Origin of the sequence: Bradyrhizobium sp. (assembly GCF_028868675.1) — a bacterium.
In the GTDB taxonomy this organism is placed as follows: Bacteria; Pseudomonadota; Alphaproteobacteria; order Rhizobiales; family Xanthobacteraceae; genus Bradyrhizobium.
Map to the genome: position 1 here is coordinate 1 of NZ_JAGWUA010000061.1, position 23,056 is coordinate 23,056.

The following is a 23,056-nucleotide window of genomic DNA, read 5'->3' on the forward strand; positions in this document are numbered from 1 at the left end:
GATCGGGATGATGCGGCGGACGCCGGTGCCGGTCTCGCCGGCCGTGACGACATCGCCGATCCTCGCGGTGATGGTGAAGACGTATCTCGTTTCGAGGACGGGGGTCGTCATTGCGGCACCTCTAATGCGCCATCATGCGTGCGGGCAGCCAGGTCGCCAGCAGCGGGAAGGCGATCAGGATCACCAGGCGGACGAGGTCGGTGGCCACGAAGGGCAGCACGCCCTTGAAGATGGTGGCGAAGGAGACGTCCTTCACCACGCTCTTGATGACGAAGACGTTCATGCCGACGGGCGGATGGATCAGGCCGAGTTCGACCGTCATCACGATGATGACGCCGAACCAGATTGGATCGAAGCCGAGATGGCTGATGACGGGGAAGATGATCGGCACGGTGAGGATGATCATCGCCATGGCGTCCATCAGGCAGCCGAGCACGAGATACATCACCATGATCAGCGCCAGCACGCCGTAGCTGCCCAGGCCCAGCCCGGTGAGGAATTCCGTCACCTTCTGCGGGGTCTGCGTCACCGTGAGGAAATAGCCGAAGATCAGCGCGCCGATCAGAACGGTGAACACCGCGGCAGCGGTGCGCGTCGCCTGCAGCAGCGACATCAGTATCTTCTCGCGATCGAGCCGGCCGGTGAGCACGCCGATGATGAAGGCGCCGGTGGCGCCGACGCCGCCTGCTTCCGTCGGCGTGAAGCGCGGCAGGAAGGGCAGCCCGTAGAGGCCGCCGATCACGAAGATGAACAGCAGCACCGGCGCCCAGATGTCCTTCAAGCCGGCGAAGCGCTCGCGCCACGGCAGCTTCTTGCCCTTGGGCAGGAAGTCGGGGCTGATGTAGCCGATCAGCGCGATCGTGATCATGTACATGGTCATCGCCAGGAGGCCCGGGATGATGCCGGCGATGAAGAGCTTTCCGATGTCCTGTTCGGTGATGATGCCGTAGACCGCCAGCACGGTGGAGGGCGGCAGCATCGCTCCCAGCGTGCCGCCCGCCGCGATCACGCCGGTGGCGAAGGACTGCGGATAGCCGAAGCGGCGCATCTCGGGATAGGCGACGGCGGAGAATGTCGCGGCCGTCGCGACGGAGGAGCCGCAGATCGCGGCGAAACCGCCGCAGGCGCCGACGGTGGCGATGCCGAGTCCGCCGCGCATATGGCCGACGAAGCCGTTGGCGGCGCGGAACAATTCGCGGCTCATGCCGGAATTGCTGACGAACGCGCCCATCAGCAGGAACATCGGAATGACGCCGAAGGTGTAGTCGGTGACCGTGCGCATCGAGGTCTGGCCGACCAGCTTCAGCGCCGGCGTGGCACCGACGAGATAGGAGAAGCCGGAAACGCCGACGAGGCCCATGGCCATGCCGACGGGCACGCGCAGCAGCATCAGGACGAACAGGGAAACGAAGCCGAGTACGGCGACGGCATCGGTGCTCATGACTACTCCGTCGCCTTGAATTTCGGGTCGTGCATGTCTTCGGGATGGAAGATCAGCCGGTAGGTGCGGATCGCGATCAGGAGCACCGCGGAGACGTCGCCGATCCAGGCGATCAGGAAGAACGGCCAGGTCGGCATGTGCAGATCGAAGGTCTGCACGTTGTCGTTATAGGTGCCGCGCACCTTGTCGAACAGCGTCCAAGTCTGCACGGTGACGACGAACAGCAGCACGAGCGTGGCGAACACGTCGATCCAGCGCTGGTAGCGCGGCCCGACATTGCCCCAGATCAGGTCGACCGTGATGTGGGTGCCGCGGTAGCTGGTCGCGGCGATGCCCCAGAAGATCAGGATGCCCAAGAGCATGCGGCCGATGTCGAAGGAATCGGGGATCGAGTAGTTCAGCGTGTTGCGCAGCAGGACCGACAGGAAGATGTCGAGCGCGACGATGCCGACGAAGCCGGCCGCGATCCATTCGATGGTGTCGATAAAGCGGTCCATCCAGGCGCGCTTCATGGGTGGGGAGTCCTGCGGTTTGATGATTGTGGAGCGACCAGCCGGCCGCGTATTCGGTCCACCTCGCCCCGCTTGCGGGGAGAGGTCGGAATTCAAGCGCAGCTTGAATTCCGGATGAGGGGGAGCCTCCGCGAATCCGACTGTCACCGCCCTCGCGGAGGCTCCCCCTCTCCCCGCAAGCGGGGAGAGGGGGAAAAGCTATTCGGCGAGCGCGTTGTATTTCTTCAGCGCGGCCTTCAGCTCGGTCATCGCGGCATCGGGATCGGCGCCGGTCTTCTTGACGCCGTCGGCCCAGGTCTTGACCAGCGGCTCGGCCGCCTTCTTCCACGCCGCAGTCTGCTCGCCCGTCAGCTTGTAGACCTCGTGGCCTTCTTCCGCCTTCACCTTGTCGACGCCGGCATCCTCGAACTTGCCCCAGTGCTCGCCGACCACGCCGGCCATCTCGGTCGAGCAGTTCTTGTCGATCGCCGCCTTCTGCTTGTCGGACATCTGGTTGTACTTGTCCTTGTTCATCACGAAGACGAAGGTCGTGACGTAGAGCGGCGCGTCCATGTGATACTTGGTCACCTTGTCGATGCCGAACAGCACCAGCGAGCCCCAGGGGAAGGTGACGGCGTCGGCGACGCCGCGTTCGATGATGTCGCGTACTTCGGGCGCGCTCGACTGGACGTTGGTGCCGCCGAGCGAGGTGACGAAGTTCGCCATGGTGGCGTGGGCGGGTCGAATCTTCATGCCCTTCACGTCCTCGGGCACCACGATCTTCTTGGTGCGGGAGTGGAAGGAGGAGGGCGAGTGGACGAAGGCGAGGCAGTACTTGACGTCCTTCATCTCCTTCTCGGCATACTTCCGATACCACGCGTCGAGCCCCATCGAGCCGCCCTTGGCGTCCGAGATCAGGAACGGCAGCTCGCCGGCGCCGATGATCGGGAAGCGGCCGGGCTGGTAGCCCGGATTGACGTAGGTGACATCGGCGATGCCGTCGCGCGCCATGTCGTAATGGTCGAAGGCCTTGCCGAGCTGCTGGGCCGGAAACACCTTGCCCTTGATGGTGCCGCCGGAGTCCTTCTCCACCGCGGCCGCCCAGTCCTCCAGCGATTTCTGCAGCGGATGCGAGGCCGGCACCCAGTGCGAGATCTTCAGCTCGAAGGTCTTGTCCTGTCCGAACGCAGGCGTCACGCTGGCTGCCACCAGCAACGCCAACCACGCTTTCCTCATCGACGTCTCTCCCTCTTGTGTGTGAGCGCGGGCTTCGTCGACCCGGTCTCGTTAGTTAACTTGTCATATAGTTGGGGCGTCTGTTCAAGCCGGAACAGGCGCGCCCGCGTCGATTACCGGCGGCCCCGGTTGCCCGGTTTGTCGCGGTGCGGCAGAGCACGCTCGCGTCTGCCCAAACGTCGTAGCTCGTCATTATCGCGTGCCGATGATGGCGACAAGCGAGCCGGCACCCCGCCGGATCGGGATTGCGACAAAAGTCTGAAGTTCGGACCGTTGGGCCCTGCGAGACGTCAGCGCCGGTCACCCCTGCGTAACCGGCGCAGGGGTGCGCATGTCGAACGTCCGCACAAGCTCCGTTCAAAACTTCGTAGGCGGTGAATCCGTCGTGTCGATCGGGTTCAATGGCGGCAACGTCTATAGCTGCGCGCAGGCGACCGGCTGGACGACGTCGTTCGTGACCATCTTCCGTGTCGTGCCGAAGAAGGAGTGAACGCGCCATTGTCTCGCAGGTGGCGATGTGGCAATCGCCTTCCTCAGGGAAACGCTGCCGGGGAACGAGAATGACCGATCAGCCGCCGCCGGACTTTCAGCCGTTCGGGATCACCGACGGGTTCATCGGCCACAACGGCCCATATTTCTGGCGCCAGAATCCGGAGGGCGGGTTCGAGTTCGGCTTCCAGACCGATGACCGCCATGGCAACCCGAACGGCGTGCTGCACGGCGGCGCGGTGCTGACGTTCCTGGACACCATCCTCGGTCACGCCGTGGTGCACGAGGCCAAGCGTCCCTGCGCCACCGTTTCGCTCGACAGCCGCTTCATCGCCACCGTGCCGCCCGGCGCCTGGGTCGGAGGCCGCGCGACCATGAAGAAACTCACCCGGACCTTCGCCTTCGTCGACGCGGAAGCATTTTGTGGCGACAAGCTGCTGGTGACCGCGACGGCGATTTTCCGGATCTTCGAGCAATGAACGTTCGTGCCGGCACCTTCCGCACGGTGCTGAAGAAGGTCTGAGCGCTCGTGTCCCGGACGCGGTGTAACGTCCAACGTTGCGCCGCAGAGCCGGGACCCCGGTTTGCCAGTGGATGGGCCCCGGATCAGCAGCGCATCACGCTGCAACAGCAGCGCGCTGTGCAGCATCCGGGGCACGATTGTTCTGGCCGTCAGGGAGGCCCATCTTGAGCGCATGGGTCCGAACTGGAGATGGTCCGATGGATTCGGCACAGGTTGCGACGGCCGGGGATGTCGCCTTCACCCCGGCGATCAAATCGATCCAGGCGCGCAAGGGGTCGCGCGAGGCCTATGAAGGGCGCAACTGGCGCACCGAGGTCGACGAGAATCTTGCCGCGTTCCTCGCCGACGCCACGAGCTTCTACCTCGCCACCGCCTCGGCGGACGGTCAGCCTTATGTCCAGCACCGCGGCGGGCCGAAGGGCTTCTTGCAGGTGCTGGACCGGCACACGCTGGCCTTTGCCGATTACAGCGGAAACCGGCAGTACATCACGCAGGGCAACCTGTCGGAGAACCCCAAGGCCTACATCTTCGTGATGGACTATGCCCATCGCCGTCGCGTGAAGATATGGGGTGAGGCGCGGGTGGTCGAAGACGATTCGGCGCTGACACAGTCGCTGATGCCGAAGGGCTACCGGGCCCGTGCCGAGCAGGTCATCCTGTTCGGCATATCCGCCTGGGACACCAACTGCCCGCAGCACATCCCGCAAAGATTCGACGCCGCCGCCGTCGCCGCCGCGCTCGCCGCCCGCGACGCGCGGATCGCCGAGCTGGAAGCGGAGGTGGCGGCGCTGAAGGGGCGGGCGGTGGATTAGGCCCTCACCTCTCCCCGCTTGCGGCCCGCAGGCGGGGAGAGGGAGAAGAAACTACAGTGCGCTCGCGGCTTCGTGCTGGAAGCCGAGATAGCTCGCGGCGACGCGCTCGTTGGCGGCGATCTCGGCGGCCGGGCCCTTGAGCACGAACTCGCCGAGCTCCATCACGTAGGCGTGGTCGGCGATCTTGAGCGCGGCCTGCGCGTTCTGCTCGACGAGCAGCACGGAGACGCCGGCGGCGCGGAGCTCGGTGACGATGCGGAAGATGTCGGCGACGATGATCGGCGCGAGCCCCAGACTCGGCTCGTCAAGCATCAGAAGTTTCGGCGCGCCCATCAGGGCGCGGCCCATCGCCAGCATCTGCTGCTCGCCGCCGGACAGCGTGCCGGCAAGCTGCTTGCGCCGCTCCTTCAGCCGCGGAAACAGCGTGTAGACGCGCTCCATCGAGGCCTTCGCCCTCGCCTTCTCGACGCGGAAGGCGCCGAGCTCGAGATTGTCCTCGACATTCATGGTCACGAACAACTCGCGGTGTTCCGGCACGAGACCGAGGCCCCGCGCGACGCGGTCCTCGATGTCGAGTCGCGCGAGATCCTGCCCGGCGAAGGCGACGCGGCCCTTCAGCGGCAAAATGCCCATGATCGCGGAGAGCAGCGTGGTCTTGCCGGCGCCGTTGGCGCCGATGATGGTGACGATCTCGTTCGCGCCGACCTCGAGCGAGACCGAGCGGACCGCCTCGACCTTGCCGTAGGCGACGTGCGCGTCCGTGACGGCGAGAAGCGCGCTCATGCCGCTACTCCGAGATAGGCCTTGATCACTTCGGGATTGCTCTTGATGGTCGCCGGGGTGCCTTCGGCGATCTTGGTGCCGAAATCCAGCACCACGACGCGGTCGGCGAGGTCCATCACGAAACCCATGTCGTGCTCGACCAGCAGCACCGACATGCCGCCGTCGCGCAATTGCCGGAGCAGCGCGGCGAGCCGCTGCTTCTCCATGTGGCGCAGCCCGGCGGCCGGCTCGTCGAGCAACAGCAGCATCGGATCGACGCACAGTGCGCGCGCGATTTCGACGATGCGCTGCTGGCCGAGCGACAGCGAGCCGGCGAGCTGGTGCATCTGGTCGGCGAGCCCGACGCGCTCGATCTGGCGCGCGGCTTCCGCGAGCAACCGCGCCTCGTCGGCACGGTCGAGCCGCAGCATCGAGGCGATCGGGCCTGACTGGCCGCGCAGATGTGCGCCGATGGCGACGTTCTCCAGCACGGTCATGTCGGGCACCAGCTTGACGTGTTGGAAGGTGCGGGAAATGCCGAGCTTGACGATCTCCTGCGGCGGGGCGTTGTCGACCTTCCTGCCGAGCACGGAGATCGATCCCGCGGTTGCCGTCAGCACGCCGGTGATCAGGTTGAAGGTGGTGCTCTTGCCCGCGCCGTTCGGCCCGATCAGGGCGACGATCTCGCGGGTCTGCACGTCGAAGGAGACGTTGTTGACCGCGATGACGCCGCCGAACTGTTTGCGCGCCTTGTCGACCTGCAGCAGCACCTCGGACGCGCCGGCGGCGCGGATGCGGGCCGGCAGCAGCAGCGAGGTGTCCGGTGCCTTGCCGTTCGTCCGCAGCGGCAGCAGGGACGTCAGCCAGGGCCAGACGCCGGCGGGCGCGAGCTGCAGCAGCGCCACCAGCATGATGCCGAACACGATCGTCTCGAGCTGTCCCGAACCGTGCAGGATCAGCGGCAAATAGCTCTGCAGCACCTCCTTCAGGATGACGACGATGGCCGCGCCCAGCACACCGCCCCAGACATAGCCGGCGCCCCCGACCACCGCGATGAACAGATATTCGATGCCGGCCTGGGCGCCGAACGGCGTCGGATTCACCGCGCGCTGCAGATGCGCGTAGAGCCAGCCGGAGAGCCCGGCCAGCACCGCCGCATGGATGAACACCAGGAGCTTTGCGCGCGGCGTGTGCACGCCGAAGGCTTCGGCCGCGATGTGCCCGCGCCGCAGCGCGCGGATGGCGCGGCCGGTGCGAGAATCCAGGAGGTTCACGGTCAGCAGCGCCGAGAGCACGACCGCGACCCAGATCGCGAAATAGATCGAGGCGGGATCGAGCATCCGATAGCCGCCGATCGACAACGGCGGGATCGCCGAGATGCCGTCATTGCGCCCCAGGAACTCGAGCTTGCTGAAGAGGTAGAACAGGCCGAGCCCCCAGGCGAGTGTGCCGAGCGGCAGATAGTGGCCGGACAGCCGCACCGTGATCAGGCCGAGCAGCACGGCGAAGACGCCGCTGACGATCAGCGACAGCGGCAAGGTCAGCCAGGGCGAGACCCCGTAGGTCGCCGACAGCACGGCGGTGGTGTAGGCGCCGAAGCCGACGAAGGCTGCCTGTCCGAACGAGGTGAGGCCGCCGACGCCGGTCAGCAGCACGAGCCCCATCGCCACCAGCGCGGCGAGGCCGATATTGTCCAGGAGCACGATCCAGAACGGCGGCATGCCCGGGATGAACGGGATCGCCGCCATGACGAGCGCGAAGAAAAGAATGGGAAGCCGGTCGTTCATCTCAGCCTCAGTCCTTCTCTTCCTCGACCGCGGGCGCTGCGAGCGAGCGCAGCAGCAGCACGGGGATCAGCAGCATGAAGACGATGACCTCCTTGTAGTTGCTGGCATAGAAGGACGAGAACGCTTCCACCGTTCCGACCACGAGTGCTGCGATCGCGGTCAGGGGATAGCTGACCAGCCCGCCGATGATCGCGGCGATGAAACCTTTGATCCCGATCAGGAAGCCGGTGTCGTAATAGAGCGTCGTGATCGGCACGATCAGGATGCCCGACAGCGCGCCGATCACGGATGCCAGCAGGAAGGCGATCTGCCCCGACAGCGTGGTGCGGATGCCGGCGAGCCGCGCGCCGAGCCGGTTGACCGCGGTGGCGCGCAGCGCCTTGCCGTACAGCGTCCATCCGAAGAATAGCCAGAGCCCGACGATGAAGGCGATCGTGATGCCGTAGACCGTGATGCTCTGGCCGGTGAAGCGCAAGCTTCCGGCGGTGAACGCCGTCGACAGCACCGCCGGTCCGCGCTGGCCCTCGGCGCCGAAGAACAGCAGCCCCAGTCCCTGCAGCGCCAGATGGCAGCCGACCGAGGCGATCAGCAGTACCAGCACCGAGGTGTGCGCCAGCGGCTGGAACACGATGCGGTAGAGCGACAGGCCGATCATCGCGACGATCACGAGCGACAGCGCGATCGAGACGGCGACCGGCGGCTTTTGCGCGACGAAATACAGCGTCAGCGCCAGCACGATGCCGGGCAGCACGATATTGGCGAGGAAGCTGCGCGCGATCAGCCGGACGTGCAGCGACTTGCGGCCGGCGAAGACGTCGAGGGCGAAGGCGACGACGCCCATGGCGAGCGCCAGCTTGGCCGTGCCCGGCATCTGCCCGGAGGCGAGCGAGGCATAGGTCAGCGCGCCGTAGGTGACGAACTCGCCCTGCGGAATCAGGATGACGCGGGTGACGGCGAATACCAGCACCAGGGCCAGACCGAGCAGCGCGTAGATCGCGCCATTGGTGATGCCGTCCTGGATGAGGAACAGCATGATGGTGGTGTTCAAGACCGGACGCTCCCCCTCGCGATCCGGACCGGCGCCGCGGTTGCGGTGGATGGTCCGTTCACAGCCGTTGAAAGTCGCTGGCGTTATTTGATATGGTCAATAACAATTATCAAATATAATCTCAAGGGCGAGACGGGCGACCCGGCCCGAATTTAGCGGGATTGCGAGCACCAGGCGATGACCGTTTCCAAAGCCGCCGGGAAGTCCGCGGGCGCGACCAGGGCCCGCAGGGATGCGGCGGACGCCCCGCCCGAGGCATTGCAGCTCGGCGAACTCTCCGAGCATCTCGGCTTCGTGCTCAAGCGCGCCCAGCTCAGGGTGTTCGAGAACTTCCTGCGCTGCGTCGCCTCGCTGCAGCTCACCCCGGCGCAGTTTTCCGTGCTGTTGCTGGTCGAGAAGAACCCGGGGCGGAATCAGACCGAGATCGCCTCCACGCTCGGCATCCTCAGGCCGAATTTCGTGGCGATGCTGGACAACCTGGAGAGCCGCGACCTCTGCGCGCGGATCCGCTCCACCAATGACCGCCGCTCGCACATCCTGGTGCTCACCGACAAGGGCAAGGCGGTGCTGACGCGGGCCAAGAAGCTCGTCGCCAGCAAGCATGAGGCGCGGCTGAACGACGTGCTGGGCACCGCCAATCGCGAGGCGCTGATCGCGATGCTTTCGAAGATCGCCAACGAGTTTTGACATCCGGTCGCGGCACGGTGTGCTGCGCTACCTGCCCGCAGGGGGGCGGGAACGCGCCTGCGTTTGCGGTCGGCCCGCTTCAACGGCGTGTCCCGTATCGCGAATGACGCATTGCATGTATGAAATGATGCTTGAAACATCATATTCCATGTTCTATCCTTATCAGATCGACCATCGCCACTGCCACGGAGAGTTCATCCCGTGATCACCGCCGCGCAGCTTCGGGCCGCTCGTGCTCTGTTGGGTATCGACCAGCGCGAGCTCGCGCAGCGCTGCACGCTGTCGCTGCCGACGATCCAGCGCATGGAAGGCTCCGAGGGCGTCATCCGCGGCAATGTCGACTCGCTGATGAAGCTGGTGGAGGCGCTCGGCGCCGCCGGCATCGAGTTGATCGGGGAGGGCACGGCATCGAGCGGCGGCGGCCGCGGCGTGCGCCTGAAGTCGCCGCCTCCGGCAGCGGGCGCCTAGCGATGGCGAGGCGCTTGCCAACCATTTTGCCAACCATCTCGCGGGAGCGGCCATGATCGCGGTGGCGCTATGGTCGGTGGCGGTCCTGCTGGCGCTGGCGCCGGCGGGCATCGCGCTGTCGACGCGCCCGCGCGGCTCCTTCGTTCTCTATGCCGCCTGCCTGATCGTCACGATGACCCTGTGCGTGACCGGCGCGCTGCATCTGCTCGATCCCGCGCATCCCCCGTCGACCGCGACGCTGCCGGTCGGGCTGCCGTGGCTCGGCGCGCATTTCCGGCTCGACGCGTTGTCGGCCTTCTTCCTCGTCGTGGTCAATCTCGGCGGCGCCGCCGCGAGCCTGTTCGCGCTCGGCTATGGCAGCCATGAAGAATCCCCCGGCCGCGTGCTGCCGTTCTATCCGGCCTATCTTGCCGGCATGAACACGGTCGTGCTCGCCAACGACGCCTTCAGCTTTCTGGTGGCCTGGGAGTTCATGTCGCTGACCTCCTGGGCGCTGGTGGTGTCGCATCATCGCGACAGCGAGAATGTCCGCGCCGGCTATGTCTACCTGCTGATGGCGAGTTTCGGCACGCTGGCGCTGCTGCTCGCCTTCGGCGTGCTCGCCAATGGCGCCGGCTACGATTTCGACGCCATCCGCGCCGCGCATCCCTCCGCGGCCGCGGCAGGCGTGGTCGTGATCCTCGTCTTGCTCGGCGCCGGCTCGAAGGTGGGCCTCGTGCCGCTGCATGCCTGGCTGCCGCTCGCCCATCCGGCCGCGCCCAGCCACGTCTCCGGGCTGATGAGCGGCGTGATGACCAAGGTTGCGGTCTACGGCTTCGTGCGCATCGTGTTCGATCTCTTGCCGGAGCCGGTGTGGTGGTGGAGCATGGTGGTGCTGCTGGTCGGCGGCCCGACCGCGACGCTCGGCGTGCTCTATGCGCTGATGCAGCGCGACATCAAGCGCGTGCTCGCCTATTCGACCATCGAGAACATCGGCATCGTCTTCACCGGGCTCGGGCTTGCGCTCGCCTTCAAGGCGGAGGGACTCGACTGGGTCGCGGCCCTCGCCTTCACCGCGGCGATGCTGCACGTCTTCAATCACGCGCTGTTCAAGAGCCTGTTGTTCTTCGGCGCCGGCGCCGTGCTGGGATCGACCGGCGAGCGCGACATGGAAAAGCTCGGCGGGCTGATCCACCGCATGCCGAAGACGGCCTTCGCCGTGCTGGTCGGCTGCGTCGCGATCTCGGCACTGCCGCCGTTCAACGGCTTCGTCTCGGAATGGCTGACCTTCCAGGCCATCCTGCTCTCGCCGCAACTGCCGTCCTGGGGATTGAAGCTGATCATCCCAGCGGTCGGCGGCCTCCTGGCGCTCGCCGCAGCCTTCGCCGCGGCCTGCTTCGTCAGGCTCTACGGGGTCAGCTTTCTCGGCCGGCCGCGTTCCGACGTCGCGGCCTCCGCCCACGAGACCGACCGCTTCTCGCTCGCGGCAATGTTCGCGCTCGCCGCGCTTTGCCTCCTTGCCGGAATCGTTCCGGGCCTCTTGATCGATGCGCTGGCGCCGGTGAGCCACGCCATGGTCGGCAACGTCATGCCGCACCAGACCGGGCTCGAGTGGCTGACGATCGTGCCGATCGCGGAAAGCCGCAGCTCCTACAACGGACTTCTGGTATTCCTGTTCGTCGCCCTGAGCGGCACGGCGGCCGCCTCCGCCATCCATCGCCTGGCGTCCGACCGGGTGCGCCGGGCGCCGGCCTGGGATTGCGGCTTTCCCGACCCGAATCCGGCGATCCAGTACAGCGCATCGGGCTTCTCGCAGCCGATCCGCCGCGTATTCGGCAGCGTCATCTTCGCAGCGCGCGAGATCGGCGAGATGCCGCCGCCGTCGTCACCCCGGCCGGCGCGCCTGACGGTCGTGGTGCGCGACCTGATCTGGGAGGCGCTCTACGCCCCGATCGCGACCGTCATCGGCTGGGCGACCGAGCGCATCAACGTCCTGCAGTTCCTCACCATCCGCCGCTATCTGACGCTGGTGTTCTCGGCGCTGATCGTGCTGCTCGTCGTGGTGGCGCTATGACCGCGCTTCGCGACTTCCTCCTGCAGGGCGCCCAGATGCTGCTGGTGCTGCTGCTCGCCCCGCTCCTCACCGGCTTCGTGCGCAAGGTCAAGGCGCGGCTGTTGCGCCGGCGCGGCCCGCCGCTCCTGCAGCCCTACCGCGATCTCGTCCGCCTGATGCGCAAGGACGTCGTGCTGGCCCACAACGCCTCGTGGCTGTTCCGCGTCATTCCCTATCTGATGTTCGCGGGCACCTGGGTCGCGGCCTCGCTGGTCCCGACCTTCGGCAGCGGCCTGCTGTTCTCCTGGACCGCCGACCTCATCGCCATCATCGCGCTGCTCGGCAGCGCCCGCTTCTTCCAGGCGCTCGCCGGCATGGACGTCGGGACCGCGTTCGGCGGCATCGGCTCCAGCCGCGAGGTGATGATCGCGACGCTCGCCGAGCCCGCCATCCTGATGACGGTGTTCTCGGTCGCGATGATCGCGGGCTCGACCCAGCTGTCCTACGTGGCCGAGTTCATGGGATCCGACGCCGTGGGCCTGCGCGTGTCGCTGGGCATGGCCTTCGTCGCGTTGATCATCGTGGCGCTGGCGGAGAACGCCCGCATTCCCGTCGACAATCCGGCGACCCATCTCGAACTCACCATGGTGCATGAAGCGATGGTGCTGGAATATTCCGGCAGGCATCTGGCGCTGGTCGATCTGTCGTCGCAGCTCAAGCTCCTGCTCTACGTGTCGCTGATCGCCTGCGTGTTCCTGCCCTGGGGCGCGGCGCCCGCCGAGGTGGGACCGGAGCGGCTGGCGTTCGGCGCGCTGCTCTATCTCGGCAAGCTGACGGTGTTCGGCTTCCTGCTCGCGCTGTTCGAGACGTCGATCGCCAAGATGCGGGTGTTCCGGATTCCGGACTTCCTCGGCGCCGCCCTGATGCTGGCGTTGCTCGCCACGCTGCTGCGCTTCGTGTCGGGGGGCATGTAGCGTGAGCAGCCTGCAGTTCGACATCGCCCATCTGCTCGCCGGCTCGCTGGTGCTGGCGAGCTTCGTGATGCTCTACCAGGACCGGCTCTATTCGCTGCTCAACGTCTATGCGCTGCATGCGAGCGTGCTGGCGCTGTCGGTCGCCTGGCAGGCCTATGTGCAGAAGGCGCCGCATCTCTACGTAACCGCCTCGATCGCGCTGATCTTCAAGGCGATCATCATCCCGGTGGCGCTGCACCGGATCATCGCGCGGCTCGGCATTCATCGCGAGCTGGAGAAGGTGATCGGCGTCGGGATGACCATGATGGCGGGCATCGCGCTGGTGGCGCTGTCGATGGTGGTGATGCTGCGGGTGACGCCGGGCGCCGACGCGCTGGCGCGCGAGGACCTCGCCTTCGCGCTGTCGGTGGTGCTGCTCGGCCTCCTCGTCATGGTGACGCGGCGCAACGCCGTGAGCCAGGTGGTAGGCTTCATGTCGCTGGAGAACGGGCTGGTGCTGGCGGCGACCGGCGCCAAGGGCATGCCGCTGGTGGTCGAGATCAGTGTCGCCTTCTCGGTGCTGATCGCCTTCATCGTCATCGGCATCTTCCTGTTCCGCATTCGCGAGCGCTTCGACAGCGTGGACGTGCAGGCGCTCGACCGCTTCCGGGGAGAGCGGCGATGACGCTCGACGTGCTCTCCGCCATCCTGCTGATCCCGGCCGTCTCCGCGGCGGTGCTGGCGGTCCTGCCTGGCTATAGGCTGGCGGCGCAGCTCAACGCGGCGGCGGCGCTTGCGACCTTCCTGACCTCGGTGTCGCTGTTCGTGGTCGAGCCGGTCTCCGGGCAATACCTGCTGGTCGACGACCTCAACAAGGTCTTCATCGTGCTGACCACCTTCGTCGGCTTCACCACCTCGGTGTTCAGCGCGAGCTACATCCACCACGAGATCGAGATCGGGCGGTTGACGCCGGCCTTCCTGCGCTTCTATCACGCGATGTACCAGGTCCTGATGTTCGCGATGAACCTCGCGCTGGTCGCCAACAACATCGGCCTGATGTGGGTCGCGGTCGAGGTCGCGACCCTGACGACGGTCCTGATGGTCGGCATCTACCGCACCCACGAGGCGCTGGAGGCGGCCTGGAAGTATTTCATCCTCGGCAGCGTCGGCATCGCGCTGGCGCTGTTCGGCACCATTTTGGTCTACATGGCGGCGCGGCCGGTGGTGGGCGAGGGGCTCGACGGCATGGTGTGGACGGTGCTGATCAGGAACGCCGCCGCGTTCGATCCGGCGCTGCTCAACGTCGCCTTCGTGTTCCTGCTGCTCGGCTACGGCACCAAGGTCGGGCTGGCGCCGCTGCACGCATGGCTGCCCGATGCGCATGCCGAGGGCCCGACGCCTATCTCGGCGGTGCTGTCGGGGCTCCTGCTCAACGTCGCGCTCTACGCGCTGTTGCGCTTCAAGATGATGCTGGCCGCCAATCTCGGCGCCATCGCGCCGGGACCGCTGATGGTGACGATGGGCCTGATCTCGGTGATCTTCGCATCCCTGATGCTGTACCGGCGGCGCGACATCAAGCGCATGTTCGCCTATTCCTCGATCGAGCACATGGGCATCATCGTGTTCGCCTTCGGCATGGGCGGGCCGCTGGCGAATTTCGCGGGGCTCCTGCACATGACCATGCACTCGCTGACCAAGTCGGCGATCTTCTTCGCGGTCGGCCACATCGCACAGGTCAAGGGCACCCAGAAGATCGCCGATATCGGCGGGCTCACCGTGACCAACCCGGTGCTCGGATGGGGCCTGATGCTCGGCGTCGTCGCCATCGTCGGCCTGCCGCCGCTCGGCATCTTCATGAGCGAGTTCCTGGTGGTGAGCTCGACGTTTGCGCGGGCACCCTGGCTGACGGTGATTCTCGTGCTCGGCATCATCATCGCGCTGGGCGGGCTCTTGCTGCGGGTCGGCGTCGTGATGTTCGGCGAGCCCAAGGGCCCGACAGCGCCGGCGGAAGCCTCCTATGTGCCGATGTTCACGCATCTGGCGCTGGTCGCGATGGCCGGCATCTACCTGCCGCCGGTGCTGGTGACCGGCTTCCAGAACGTCGCAAGGTTGTTGGGATGACGGCGATGGGCCTCCTCGACCATATCCCGTACACGCGCCTTGCGCCGGCGCACCGGCCGTGGCCGCGCGCGGCCGTGGCGGACGAGGGATGGCAGACGGCAATCGATCGATTGGCCGAAGGAACGCTGACGCTGCTCGGCTTCTGGGGCGAGCCCGCGGCGGTGCATATGGCGCTGCTCGATGAGGCCGCGGCCGAGATCGCGGTGGTCTCCTATGACTGCGGCTCCGGCTCGTTCCCGAGCGTTGCCGTCCGCCATCCGCCGGCGCTGCGGCTGGAGCGCGCCATCCATGATCTGTTCGGGCTGGTGCCGACCGGCGCGGCCGACTTGCGGCCGTGGCTCGATCATCATGTCTGGGAAAGACCCTTTCCGCTCGGCAGTCGAGGCGCGCGCCAAACCGCGGCCTATGCCTTTCTTCCTGCCGAGGGCGAGGGGCTGCATCAGGTCGCGGTCGGCCCGGTCCATGCCGGCACCATCGAGCCCGGGCATTTCCGCTTCACCGTCAATGGCGAGTACGTCGTGCGTCTCGAGCAGTGGCTCGGCTACACCCACAAGGGCGTGGAGTCGCTGATGCGGGGCGCGAACCTCGAGGCCGCCGCGAAGCTCGCCAACCGCACCTCCGGCGACAGCGCGGTCGCCTACGCCTTCGCCTTTGCGCGGGCAGCTGAAGCTGCGCTGCAGGTCGAGGCGCCGCCGCGCGCGACCCATCTGCGGGCGCTGATGGCGGAATTGGAGCGGCTCGCCAATCATTTCGGCGACATCGGCGCGATCTGCAACGACGCCTCGTTCGCGCTGATGCATGCCCAGACCGGCGTGCTGCGCGAGCGGACCTTGCGTGCGGCAGATGCCGCCTTCGGTCATCGGCTGATGATGGATCTCGTCGTGCCCGGCGGGGTGACGCGCGACATTGCGCCGGAAGGCATCGCCGCGATCCGGGCGCTGTTTGTCGAAGTCCGAAAGGTGTTTCCGCGCCTGATCGAGCTCTACGACAACACCGCCTCGCTACAGGATCGCACCGTGACCGCGGGCACCGTGAAGGCCGAGTATGCGCGCAGGTTCGGCGCCGGCGGCTATGTCGGGCGCGCCTCGGGCCGGAATTTCGACGCGCGGCGCACGCTGGCTTACGCGCCTTACGACGGCTTGTCGTTCGAGGTTCCGGTGTTGCAGGCCGGCGATGTCGACGCCCGGGTCTGGATCCGCATCCGCGAGGTCGAGCAGAGCGTTGCGCTGATCGAGCAGATCCTGCATCGCCTTGCGCCCGGCGAGATCAGGATCGCGCTGCCGGCGGGCCGCGGCGAATGCGAGGGGATGGCGCTGGCGGAAGCGTTCCGCGGCGACGTGCTGGTGTGGCTGCGGCTCGATGGTGAGAAGCGCGTGCAGCGCTGCCATCTGCGCGACGCCTCGTGGTTCCAGTGGCCGCTATTGGAGGCCGCGATCGAGGACAACATCATCGCCGACTTCCCGCTCTGCAACAAGTCGTTCAATTGCGCCTATTCGGGCGTGGATCTCTGAGCCATGCGCAAGACCCTGTTCGAGAGCCTGACCAAGGGATCGCTGACCGAGCCTGCGCCCGCGCCGGACGAGGCGGCGCTGGCCGAGCTCGCGAACAAGGTCGACCGGGCCGCGCAGGCAAAGCTCGGGCGATCGCTGGCGATCCGCCAGGTCGATGCCGGCTCCTGCAACGGCTGCGAGCTGGAGATCCACGCGCTGTCCAACGCGTTCTACGACATCGAGCGCTTTGGTCTGCGCTTCGTCGCCTCGCCCCGCCACGCCGACGTGCTGCTGGTGACGGGACCGGTGACGACGAACATGCGCGAGGCGCTGCTTCGCACCTTCAACGCGACGCCGGATCCGAAATGGGTGGTCGCGGTCGGCGGCTGTGCGGTGGACGGCGGCATCTTCAAGGGCAGCTACGCCTGCGTCGGCGGCGTTGCCGACGTCGTCCCAGTCGACCTGCACATCAAGGGCTGCCCGCCGTCGCCGACCGATTTGCTGAAGGGCCTGCTCGCGCTGCTGGAGCACGTCGGCGGCAAGGGGTGAGTGCTTTCCGCATCGTCATTGCGAGCGAAGCGAAGCAATCCAGACTGTCACCGCGGTGAGATTCTGGATTGCTTCGCTTCGCTCGCAATGACGGCGAAGAGATCAGTCCCCTCACTCCACGAGGATCACCCTGATGTCATTCACGTTGGTCAGCGTCGGGCCGGGCAGCAAGAGATCGCCGGTCGCCTCGAAGAACGCCGTCGCGTCGTTGTCGTCGAGATAGGCCTCCGGCTCGAGGCCCTGCGCCTTCATCTTCGCGAAGGTCGTCGCATCGATCAGCGCGCCGGCGGGATCGGTCGGTTTGCCGCCGCCGCCGTCGGCGCCGTCGGTGTCGCCGGCAAGTGCGGCGATCCCGGCCGTGTCCTTGAGCAGGCCGGCAAGTGCCAGCGCGTATTCCTGGTTGGGGCCGCCACGCCCCTGGCCGTGCACCGTGACCGTGAGCTCGCCGCCGGACATGATCGCGATTCGCTTGCCCTGCGCGCGCGCCTGCAGCGCCAGGGCGGCATGCGCGGCCGCGACCGCACGCGCCTCGCCTTCGAGATCGGCGCCGAGATCGATCACCTCGTAGCCCGCATCCTTCGCAAGCTTCACCGCGGCGTCGAGCGACTGCCGGGGCCGCGCAATCAACTCGAATTGCGCGCGGGCAAAGGCGGGATCATCAGGCTTGCAGCTCTCGTTGGCGGGATTCTGGAGCGCGCGCCGGACCGCATCGTCGACCGTGAGCTCGTACCTGGCGACGATGGCGCGCGCGTCGGCGAGCGTGGTCGGATCGGGCACGGTGGGGCCGGAGGCGATGGCGGATGCCTCGTCATGCGGCACGTCGGAGATCGCGAGCGTCACGATCCCGGCCGCGTTCTGGCCGGCACGCGCCAGCCGTCCGCCCTTGATCCGCGACAGATGCTTGCGCACCGTGTTGACCTCGCCGATCGGCGCGCCGGAGCGCACCAGCGCGCGGTTGACCGCCTGCTTCTGGGCGAAGCTGACGCCGTCCACCGGCGCGATCCAGTTGGCCGAGCCGCCGCCGGAGAGCAGCACCAGCAGGAGATCGTCGGGCCCGGCCTGCCGCGCCAGCTCCAGCGTGTCGGCGGCGCCCCGCAGGCCGGCCTCGTCGGGCACGGGATGACCGGCTTCGACCACCCTGATGCGCCGCGTCGGCACGCCATGGCCGTGGCGGGTCGTGGCGATGCCGACGAGCCGCGCCGGATCGAGCCTGAGCGTGTCGAGATAGTGCCGTTCGGCCGCCGCCGCCATAGCGCCTGCGCCCTTGCCAGCGGCGAGACAGATCACGCGGCCCTTGGGCGCGGGCCGCAGGTGTGGCGCCAGCACGACGTCGGGATGGGCGGCGGCAACCGCGGCGTCATAGATGGCACGGAGGAGGGGGCGTCGGTCGGTCATGGCGGTGCTTTGGTCCGATGGTCGGTTGCCGGCGACGTCATCGCTGACCTCGCCGCTCGATGGCCTGGCGCTGCGGCCGTGAGAGTCTAGACCGGCCGCACCGACATTCAAATCGCCAATCGGCGATCGGGATCGGTTGAAATGAAAAGCCCCCCGCGACGGCATCGCGGGAGGCTCTTTGGTCATCGGGTTCCGCTTGCGGCTAGCCGCCGGCGTCGGCGCTGATCACGTCGCCGAACAGCTCCCATTTCTCGCCCTTGAACTTCATGAGCTGGAGCGAGCTGATCGGCGCGAAGTCGGTCGGTGATGTGTTGATCTTGATGCCGGGCAGCAGCACTTCGGTGCGGAAGTCCTTCAGGCTCGCAGCCTGCTTCATGACGTTCTCGCGCGTGAGGTTGTCGCCGCACTTCTTCAGCACCTCGACCAGCGTCTGCGCCACGCCGTAGCCGACGACGGTGCCGCCGTCGAGCTTGTCGCCTTCGGGGAAGTACTTGGTCATGAAGTCGACGAAGCCCTTCATGCCGGCGTCGTCCTTCCACTGCGGATCGGAAACGTCCTTCAGATAGGCGGCCGAGATCACGTCCTGCGCGGCCTCGAAGCCGGCCGGCTTGATCACGCTGCCGACCGAGGCCGAGACGTTGTTGAGGAAGTGCAGCGGCTTCCAGCCGATCTCGGCGTTCTTCTTGATCGCCTGCGCCGCGAATTTCGGCGTGGTGATGTTGACGAAGACGTCGGCGTTGCTCGCCTTCAGCTTGATGAGGTGGTTGTCGATCGACGGCTCGGAGGTCTCATAGCTCTCCTCGGCGATGATCATGCTCGCCGCCTTGGCGCCGAGACCATCCTTCAGGCCCTTGAGATAATCCTTGCCGTAGTCGTCGTTCTGGAACAGCACGGCGATCTTGGCATCGGGCTTGGTCTTGAGCAGGTACTTCGCATAGATATGCGTTTCGCTCTGGTAGCTGGGCTGCCAGCCCATGGTCCAGGGGAAATCCTTCGGATCATTCCACTTGGTCGCGCCGGTGGCGACGAAGAGCTGCGGCACCTTCTTGGAGTTCATGTATTTCTGGATCGCCGAGTTCGATGGCGTACCGAGCGAGTTGAAGATCAACAGCACCTCGTCGCTCTCGACGAGCTTGCGCGCCTGCTCCACGGCCTTCGGCGGCGAGTAGGCGTCGTCGTAGCTGATGAAGTTGATCTTGCGGCCGTTGATGCCGCCTTCCTCGTTGATCTTCTTGAAATAGGCGGCCTCGGTGCGGCCGATGATGCCGTAGGCGGACGCCGGTCCGCTGTAGGGCATGATGTTGCCGACCTTGATCTCGGTATCGGTCGCGCCGGTGTCGTATTTCTTCTGTGCGAGCGCGGCCGAAGTCGATGCCGCGAAGAGTGCGATCGCTACAGACGCAACCGCAAGTTTGCTGGTCACAGCAGGCATTTCAGTCTCCCTTTTCTTGATGAGTGCGCGTGGGTTTTCTTGAGGTTTTCTTTCGGCGCGGCGGCGATTGAATACGATTTGCGCCACGGCATCAAGAAAAAGCCCCTGCGACCGAGTCGCAGGGGGCTGCTCATTTAGTCGCTATCTGGCTGGCCGGCCGGTCTTTAGCCGCTGACGTCGCCGCTGATGACGTCGCCAAAGCGCTCCCAGCTTTCGCCCTTGAATCGCTCCAGCTGCAACTGCGAGAGGGGGGCGAAATCGGTGGCGCTGGTGTTGACCTTGACGCCGGGCAGCAGACCGGCGGGCTCGAAGTTCTTCATGCTGGCGGCCTGCTTCATGACGTTTTCACGGGTCAGATCGTCTCCGCACGCCTTCAGCACGTGCACGAGCCCCTGCGCCACGATGTAGGCGTACATCACGCTGGCGTCGGCGCGATTGGCCTCCGGATAGTATTTGTCCAGAAACTCGTTCCAGGCCTTGACCGCGGGATCGTTCTTGAACTGCGGATCGGTCGGATCCTTCAGATAGGTCGAGGAGATGATGTCCTGGCCGTTCTCGAAGCCGGCCGGCTTCATGACGCTGCCGATCGAGGCCGAAACGTTGTTGAGGAAGTGGAGAGGTTTCCAGCCGACCTCGGCGTTCTTCTTGATCGCCTGGGCCGCAAATTTCGGCGTGGTGATGTTGAAGAACACGTCCGCACCGGTGGATTTCAGCTTGACGATATGGGAATCGATGGTCGGTTCGGACACTTCATAGCTTTCCTCGGCCACGATCAGCGAGGCGGCCTTGGCGCCGAGCCCATCCTTGAACCCCTTCAGGTAGTCCTTGCCATAATCGTCGTTCTGGTAAAGCACCGCGATCTTGGCGTTCGGATGGTTCTTCAGGATGTATTTCGCATAGATGACGGCCTCGCTCTGGTAGTTGGGCTGCCAGCCCATCGTCCACGGGAAGTCCTTCGGATCGTTCCACTTGGTGGCGCCCGTGGCGACGAAGAGCTGCGGCACCTTCTTCTGGTTCATGTATTTCTGGATCGCCGAGTTCGGCGGCGTGCCGAGCGGATTGAAGACGAGCAGCACCTCGTCGCTCTCGACGAGCTTGCGCGCCTGCTCCACGGTCTTTGGCGGCGAGTAGGCGTCGTCATAGGTCACGAAGTTGATCTTGCGGCCGTTGATGCCTCCTTCCGCGTTGATCTTGCGGAAATAGGCTTCCTCGGTCTTGCCGATCACGCCATAGGCGGACGCCGGTCCGCTGTAGGGCATGATGTTGCCGATCTTGATTTCGGTATCGGTGGCACCGGTGTCGTATTTCTTCTGCGCGAGTGCTCCCGTGGACAGGGTAGCAGCCAGCGCGAGGGCGGCCGAAAAGGCCCCCAGTCGCACGATGGACATCTTGATCTCCCTAGATCCGGTTGAATGTGTCGAAGTGTTTTTGCTTGGGTGCGGTCGTTCACGCCGCGCCGATGGTCATTCAATACCCTTCCCGGGCTACCAGCAAGACAAACGCCCGTGCGGAACCGCCACGGCGGGCGGGATTTTATTGCGGCCGACGCGGAATATTCCGGCTCACGAGATGCCGGAGCAAGCGAAGCGAGAGAGAGAGCCCCCGCGACGGGGTCGCGGGGGCCTGTCGCCGTGTCCGGCCGAGCCCCGGTACGGGACGGCGCTAGCCGCTGACGTCGCCGCTGATGACGTCGCCGAAGCGCTCCCAGGTATCGCCCTTGAACCGCATGAGCTGCAGCTGCGAGAGCGGTGCGAAGTCCGTCGGGCTGGTGTTGATCTCGACGCCGGGCAACAGCCCGCCGACGACCTGATTCCGCTGGTTGGCGGCCTGCCTCATGACGTTCTCCCGCGTGAGGTTGTCGCCGCACTGCTTCAGCACGTGGACCATGCTCTGCGCGACGGCATAGCCATAGAGCACGTTCGCGTCCGTGCGATTGGCCTCGGGATCGTACTTGTCCAGGAAGGCGTTCCAGGCCTTGATGTCGGCGGCATCCTTCCATTGCGGGTCGGTCGGATCCTTCAAATAGGCCGAGGAGATGATGCCCTGCGAGGCCTCCATTCCGGCCGGCTTGATGGTGGCGCCGATCGACGAGCTGACGTTGTTCAGGAAGTGGGTCGGCTTCCATTCGATCTCGGCGATCTTCTTGATCGCCTGTGCGGCGAACTTCGGGATCGATGCGTCGAACAGCACGTCGGCCCCCGAGGCCTTCAGCTTGAGGATGTGGGAGTCGATGGTCGGCTCGGTCGTCTCGTAGCTGTCCTCCGCCACGATCATCGAGGCGGCCTTGGCTCCGAGCCCGTCCTTGAGACCCTTCACGTAATCCTTGCCGTAGTCGTCGTTCTGGTAGAGCACCGCGATCTTGGCGTTCGGCATGTTCCGCAGGATGTATTTCGCATAGATCCGCGCTTCGCTCTGGTAGTTGGGCTGCCAGCCCATGGTCCAGGGGAATTCCTTGGGATCGTTCCACTTCGTCGCGCCGGTCGCCACGAACAGCTGCGGCACCTTCTTGGTGTTCATGTATTTGTGGATGGCCGAGTTCGGCGGGGTGCCGAGCGAGTTGAAGATGAACAGCACCTCGTCGCTCTCCACGAGCTTGCGCGCCTGTTCGACCGTCTTCGGCGGCGAGTAGCCGTCGTCGTAGGAGATGAAGTTGATCTTGCGGCCGTTGATGCCGCCTTCGGCGTTGATCTTGTTGAAGTAGGCGGCCTCGGTCTTGCCGATCACGCTGTAGGAGGACGCCGGTCCGCTATAGGGCATGATGTTGCCGATCTTGATCTCGGTGTCGGTGGCACCGGTGTCGTATTTCTTCTGCGCCAGCGCTGCCGTCGACAGGGTGGCAGCGAACAGAAGGGCAGCCGAAAAGGCTCCCCATCGTGCTTCAATGGAAGTCATGCTGATCTCCCTAGATCCGGTTGAATGTGTGGCTTGTTCTGATTGGGAGCGGTCGTTCGCGCCGCTCCGACGCACATTCAATACCCGTCCCGGAATACCGGCAAGAAACAGGCTCGTGAGCGGCGCCGCGGCGAAGATATCTTTAGTCGGATAGGCGCGGCGGCACGGCACCGCATCTCGCGGCGCGCAAGTCCTTGCCGCGGCTTTGGCTACGACTTTGGAGTGAGATCAGCCATGGTTGATCTGTCCGGCCGGACGAATTCGGGGTTGCGCGGCCCGTGCGCCTAGTTGCTCAATTCGCTGGAGATGATGTCGCCGAACAGCTCCCACTTCTTGCCCTGGAACCGCATCATCTGGAGCTGCTCGATCGGCGCGAAGTTGGTCGGCGAGGTGTTGATCTTGATGCCGGGCAGGAGCGTATCCAGTTCGAGATCCTTCAGGCTCGCGG

20 protein-coding genes and 2 pseudogenes are annotated in these 23,056 nt (G+C 65.8%); 10 read left to right on the forward strand and 12 right to left on the reverse strand.

Annotated elements, in window-relative coordinates; genetic code table 11:
• The 4 genes and pseudogenes from KGM94_RS10515 to KGM94_RS10530 all read right to left on the reverse strand — a co-directional run.
• Positions 1 to 111: pseudogene (locus KGM94_RS10515) on the reverse strand (DUF3237 domain-containing protein); the annotation flags it as partial.
• Between the two features lie 10 nt (positions 112 to 121).
• A complete protein-coding gene (locus KGM94_RS10520) occupies positions 122 to 1,441 on the reverse strand; it encodes a TRAP transporter large permease (protein WP_300258004.1) in 1,320 nt (439 codons plus the stop codon).
• 2 nt (positions 1,442 to 1,443) lie between these two features.
• Positions 1,444 to 1,953, reverse strand: coding sequence for a TRAP transporter small permease (locus KGM94_RS10525; RefSeq protein ID WP_300258007.1), 510 nt, complete (start codon positions 1,951 to 1,953; stop codon positions 1,444 to 1,446).
• Positions 1,954 to 2,151: 198 nt separating this feature from the next.
• Positions 2,152 to 3,168, reverse strand: coding sequence for a TRAP transporter substrate-binding protein (locus tag KGM94_RS10530; protein ID WP_300258010.1), 1,017 nt, complete (start codon positions 3,166 to 3,168; stop codon positions 2,152 to 2,154).
• Positions 3,169 to 3,728: 560 nt separating this feature from the next.
• On the opposite strand from KGM94_RS10530, the gene KGM94_RS10535 reads away from it, so the two are divergent.
• Complete coding sequence (locus tag KGM94_RS10535) at positions 3,729 to 4,136, forward strand: PaaI family thioesterase (RefSeq protein ID WP_300258013.1); 408 nt, start codon at positions 3,729 to 3,731, stop codon at positions 4,134 to 4,136.
• A gap of 241 nt (positions 4,137 to 4,377) precedes the next feature.
• A complete protein-coding gene (locus KGM94_RS10540; protein WP_300258015.1) occupies positions 4,378 to 4,992 on the forward strand; it encodes a pyridoxamine 5'-phosphate oxidase family protein in 615 nt (204 codons plus the stop codon).
• Between the two features lie 51 nt (positions 4,993 to 5,043).
• Here the strand turns inward: KGM94_RS10540 and KGM94_RS10545 are convergent, their stop codons facing one another.
• The 3 genes from KGM94_RS10545 to KGM94_RS10555 are packed head-to-tail and all read right to left on the reverse strand — an operon-like array spanning position 5,044 to position 8,589.
• A complete protein-coding gene (locus tag KGM94_RS10545) occupies positions 5,044 to 5,775 on the reverse strand; it encodes an ABC transporter ATP-binding protein (RefSeq protein WP_300258018.1) in 732 nt (243 codons plus the stop codon).
• On the reverse strand, positions 5,772 to 7,541 hold the full coding sequence (locus KGM94_RS10550) for a branched-chain amino acid ABC transporter ATP-binding protein/permease (RefSeq protein ID WP_300258021.1): 1,770 nt from the start codon (positions 7,539 to 7,541) through the stop codon (positions 5,772 to 5,774). Before KGM94_RS10550 ends, KGM94_RS10545 begins: the two co-directional genes overlap by 4 nt.
• 7 nt (positions 7,542 to 7,548) lie before the next feature.
• Positions 7,549 to 8,589, reverse strand: coding sequence for a branched-chain amino acid ABC transporter permease (locus KGM94_RS10555; RefSeq protein ID WP_300258024.1), 1,041 nt, complete (start codon positions 8,587 to 8,589; stop codon positions 7,549 to 7,551).
• A gap of 177 nt (positions 8,590 to 8,766) precedes the next feature.
• On the opposite strand from KGM94_RS10555, the gene KGM94_RS10560 reads away from it, so the two are divergent.
• The 8 genes from KGM94_RS10560 (at position 8,767) to nuoB (ending at position 16,889) form a co-directional block, all read left to right on the forward strand.
• Complete coding sequence (locus KGM94_RS10560; RefSeq protein WP_300258026.1) at positions 8,767 to 9,276, forward strand: MarR family transcriptional regulator; 510 nt, start codon at positions 8,767 to 8,769, stop codon at positions 9,274 to 9,276.
• Between the two features lie 201 nt (positions 9,277 to 9,477).
• A complete protein-coding gene (locus tag KGM94_RS10565; protein ID WP_300258028.1) occupies positions 9,478 to 9,744 on the forward strand; it encodes a helix-turn-helix transcriptional regulator in 267 nt (88 codons plus the stop codon).
• Between the two features lie 52 nt (positions 9,745 to 9,796).
• Positions 9,797 to 11,797, forward strand: coding sequence for a hydrogenase 4 subunit B (gene hyfB / locus KGM94_RS10570; RefSeq protein WP_300258031.1), 2,001 nt, complete (start codon positions 9,797 to 9,799; stop codon positions 11,795 to 11,797).
• Entirely contained in the window at positions 11,794 to 12,750 is a 957-nt protein-coding gene (locus KGM94_RS10575; RefSeq protein WP_300258034.1) for an NADH-quinone oxidoreductase subunit H, read from the forward strand. Before hyfB ends, KGM94_RS10575 begins: the two co-directional genes overlap by 4 nt.
• Before the next feature lies 1 nt (position 12,751).
• Positions 12,752 to 13,414, forward strand: coding sequence for a hydrogenase-4 component E (locus tag KGM94_RS10580; protein ID WP_300258037.1), 663 nt, complete (start codon positions 12,752 to 12,754; stop codon positions 13,412 to 13,414).
• The gene (locus KGM94_RS10585; protein WP_300258040.1) at positions 13,411 to 14,850 is read left to right on the forward strand and encodes a hydrogenase 4 subunit F; all 1,440 of its coding nucleotides are present in this window, start codon (positions 13,411 to 13,413) and stop codon (positions 14,848 to 14,850) included. Before KGM94_RS10580 ends, KGM94_RS10585 begins: the two co-directional genes overlap by 4 nt.
• Before the next feature lie 5 nt (positions 14,851 to 14,855).
• On the forward strand, positions 14,856 to 16,361 hold the full coding sequence (locus KGM94_RS10590) for an NADH-quinone oxidoreductase subunit C (protein ID WP_300258043.1): 1,506 nt from the start codon (positions 14,856 to 14,858) through the stop codon (positions 16,359 to 16,361).
• Between the two features lie 3 nt (positions 16,362 to 16,364).
• Positions 16,365 to 16,889 carry an NADH-quinone oxidoreductase subunit NuoB gene (gene nuoB / locus KGM94_RS10595; protein WP_300258046.1) on the forward strand — a complete coding sequence of 175 codons (525 nt, stop codon included), beginning with the start codon at positions 16,365 to 16,367 and terminating at the stop codon, positions 16,887 to 16,889.
• 111 nt (positions 16,890 to 17,000) lie between these two features.
• Here nuoB and KGM94_RS10600 read toward each other — a convergent pair whose 3' ends face one another.
• The 5 genes and pseudogenes from KGM94_RS10600 to KGM94_RS10620 form a co-directional block, all read right to left on the reverse strand.
• Complete coding sequence (locus tag KGM94_RS10600; RefSeq protein WP_300258049.1) at positions 17,001 to 18,284, reverse strand: DUF4147 domain-containing protein; 1,284 nt, start codon at positions 18,282 to 18,284, stop codon at positions 17,001 to 17,003.
• 202 nt (positions 18,285 to 18,486) lie between these two features.
• A complete protein-coding gene (locus tag KGM94_RS10605; protein ID WP_300258052.1) occupies positions 18,487 to 19,716 on the reverse strand; it encodes an ABC transporter substrate-binding protein in 1,230 nt (409 codons plus the stop codon).
• 164 nt (positions 19,717 to 19,880) lie between these two features.
• Complete coding sequence (locus tag KGM94_RS10610; protein WP_300258055.1) at positions 19,881 to 21,104, reverse strand: ABC transporter substrate-binding protein; 1,224 nt, start codon at positions 21,102 to 21,104, stop codon at positions 19,881 to 19,883.
• A gap of 274 nt (positions 21,105 to 21,378) precedes the next feature.
• The gene (locus KGM94_RS10615; protein ID WP_300258058.1) at positions 21,379 to 22,608 is read right to left on the reverse strand and encodes an ABC transporter substrate-binding protein; all 1,230 of its coding nucleotides are present in this window, start codon (positions 22,606 to 22,608) and stop codon (positions 21,379 to 21,381) included.
• Between the two features lie 284 nt (positions 22,609 to 22,892).
• Positions 22,893 to 23,056, reverse strand: a pseudogene (locus KGM94_RS10620) (branched-chain amino acid ABC transporter substrate-binding protein); the annotation flags it as partial.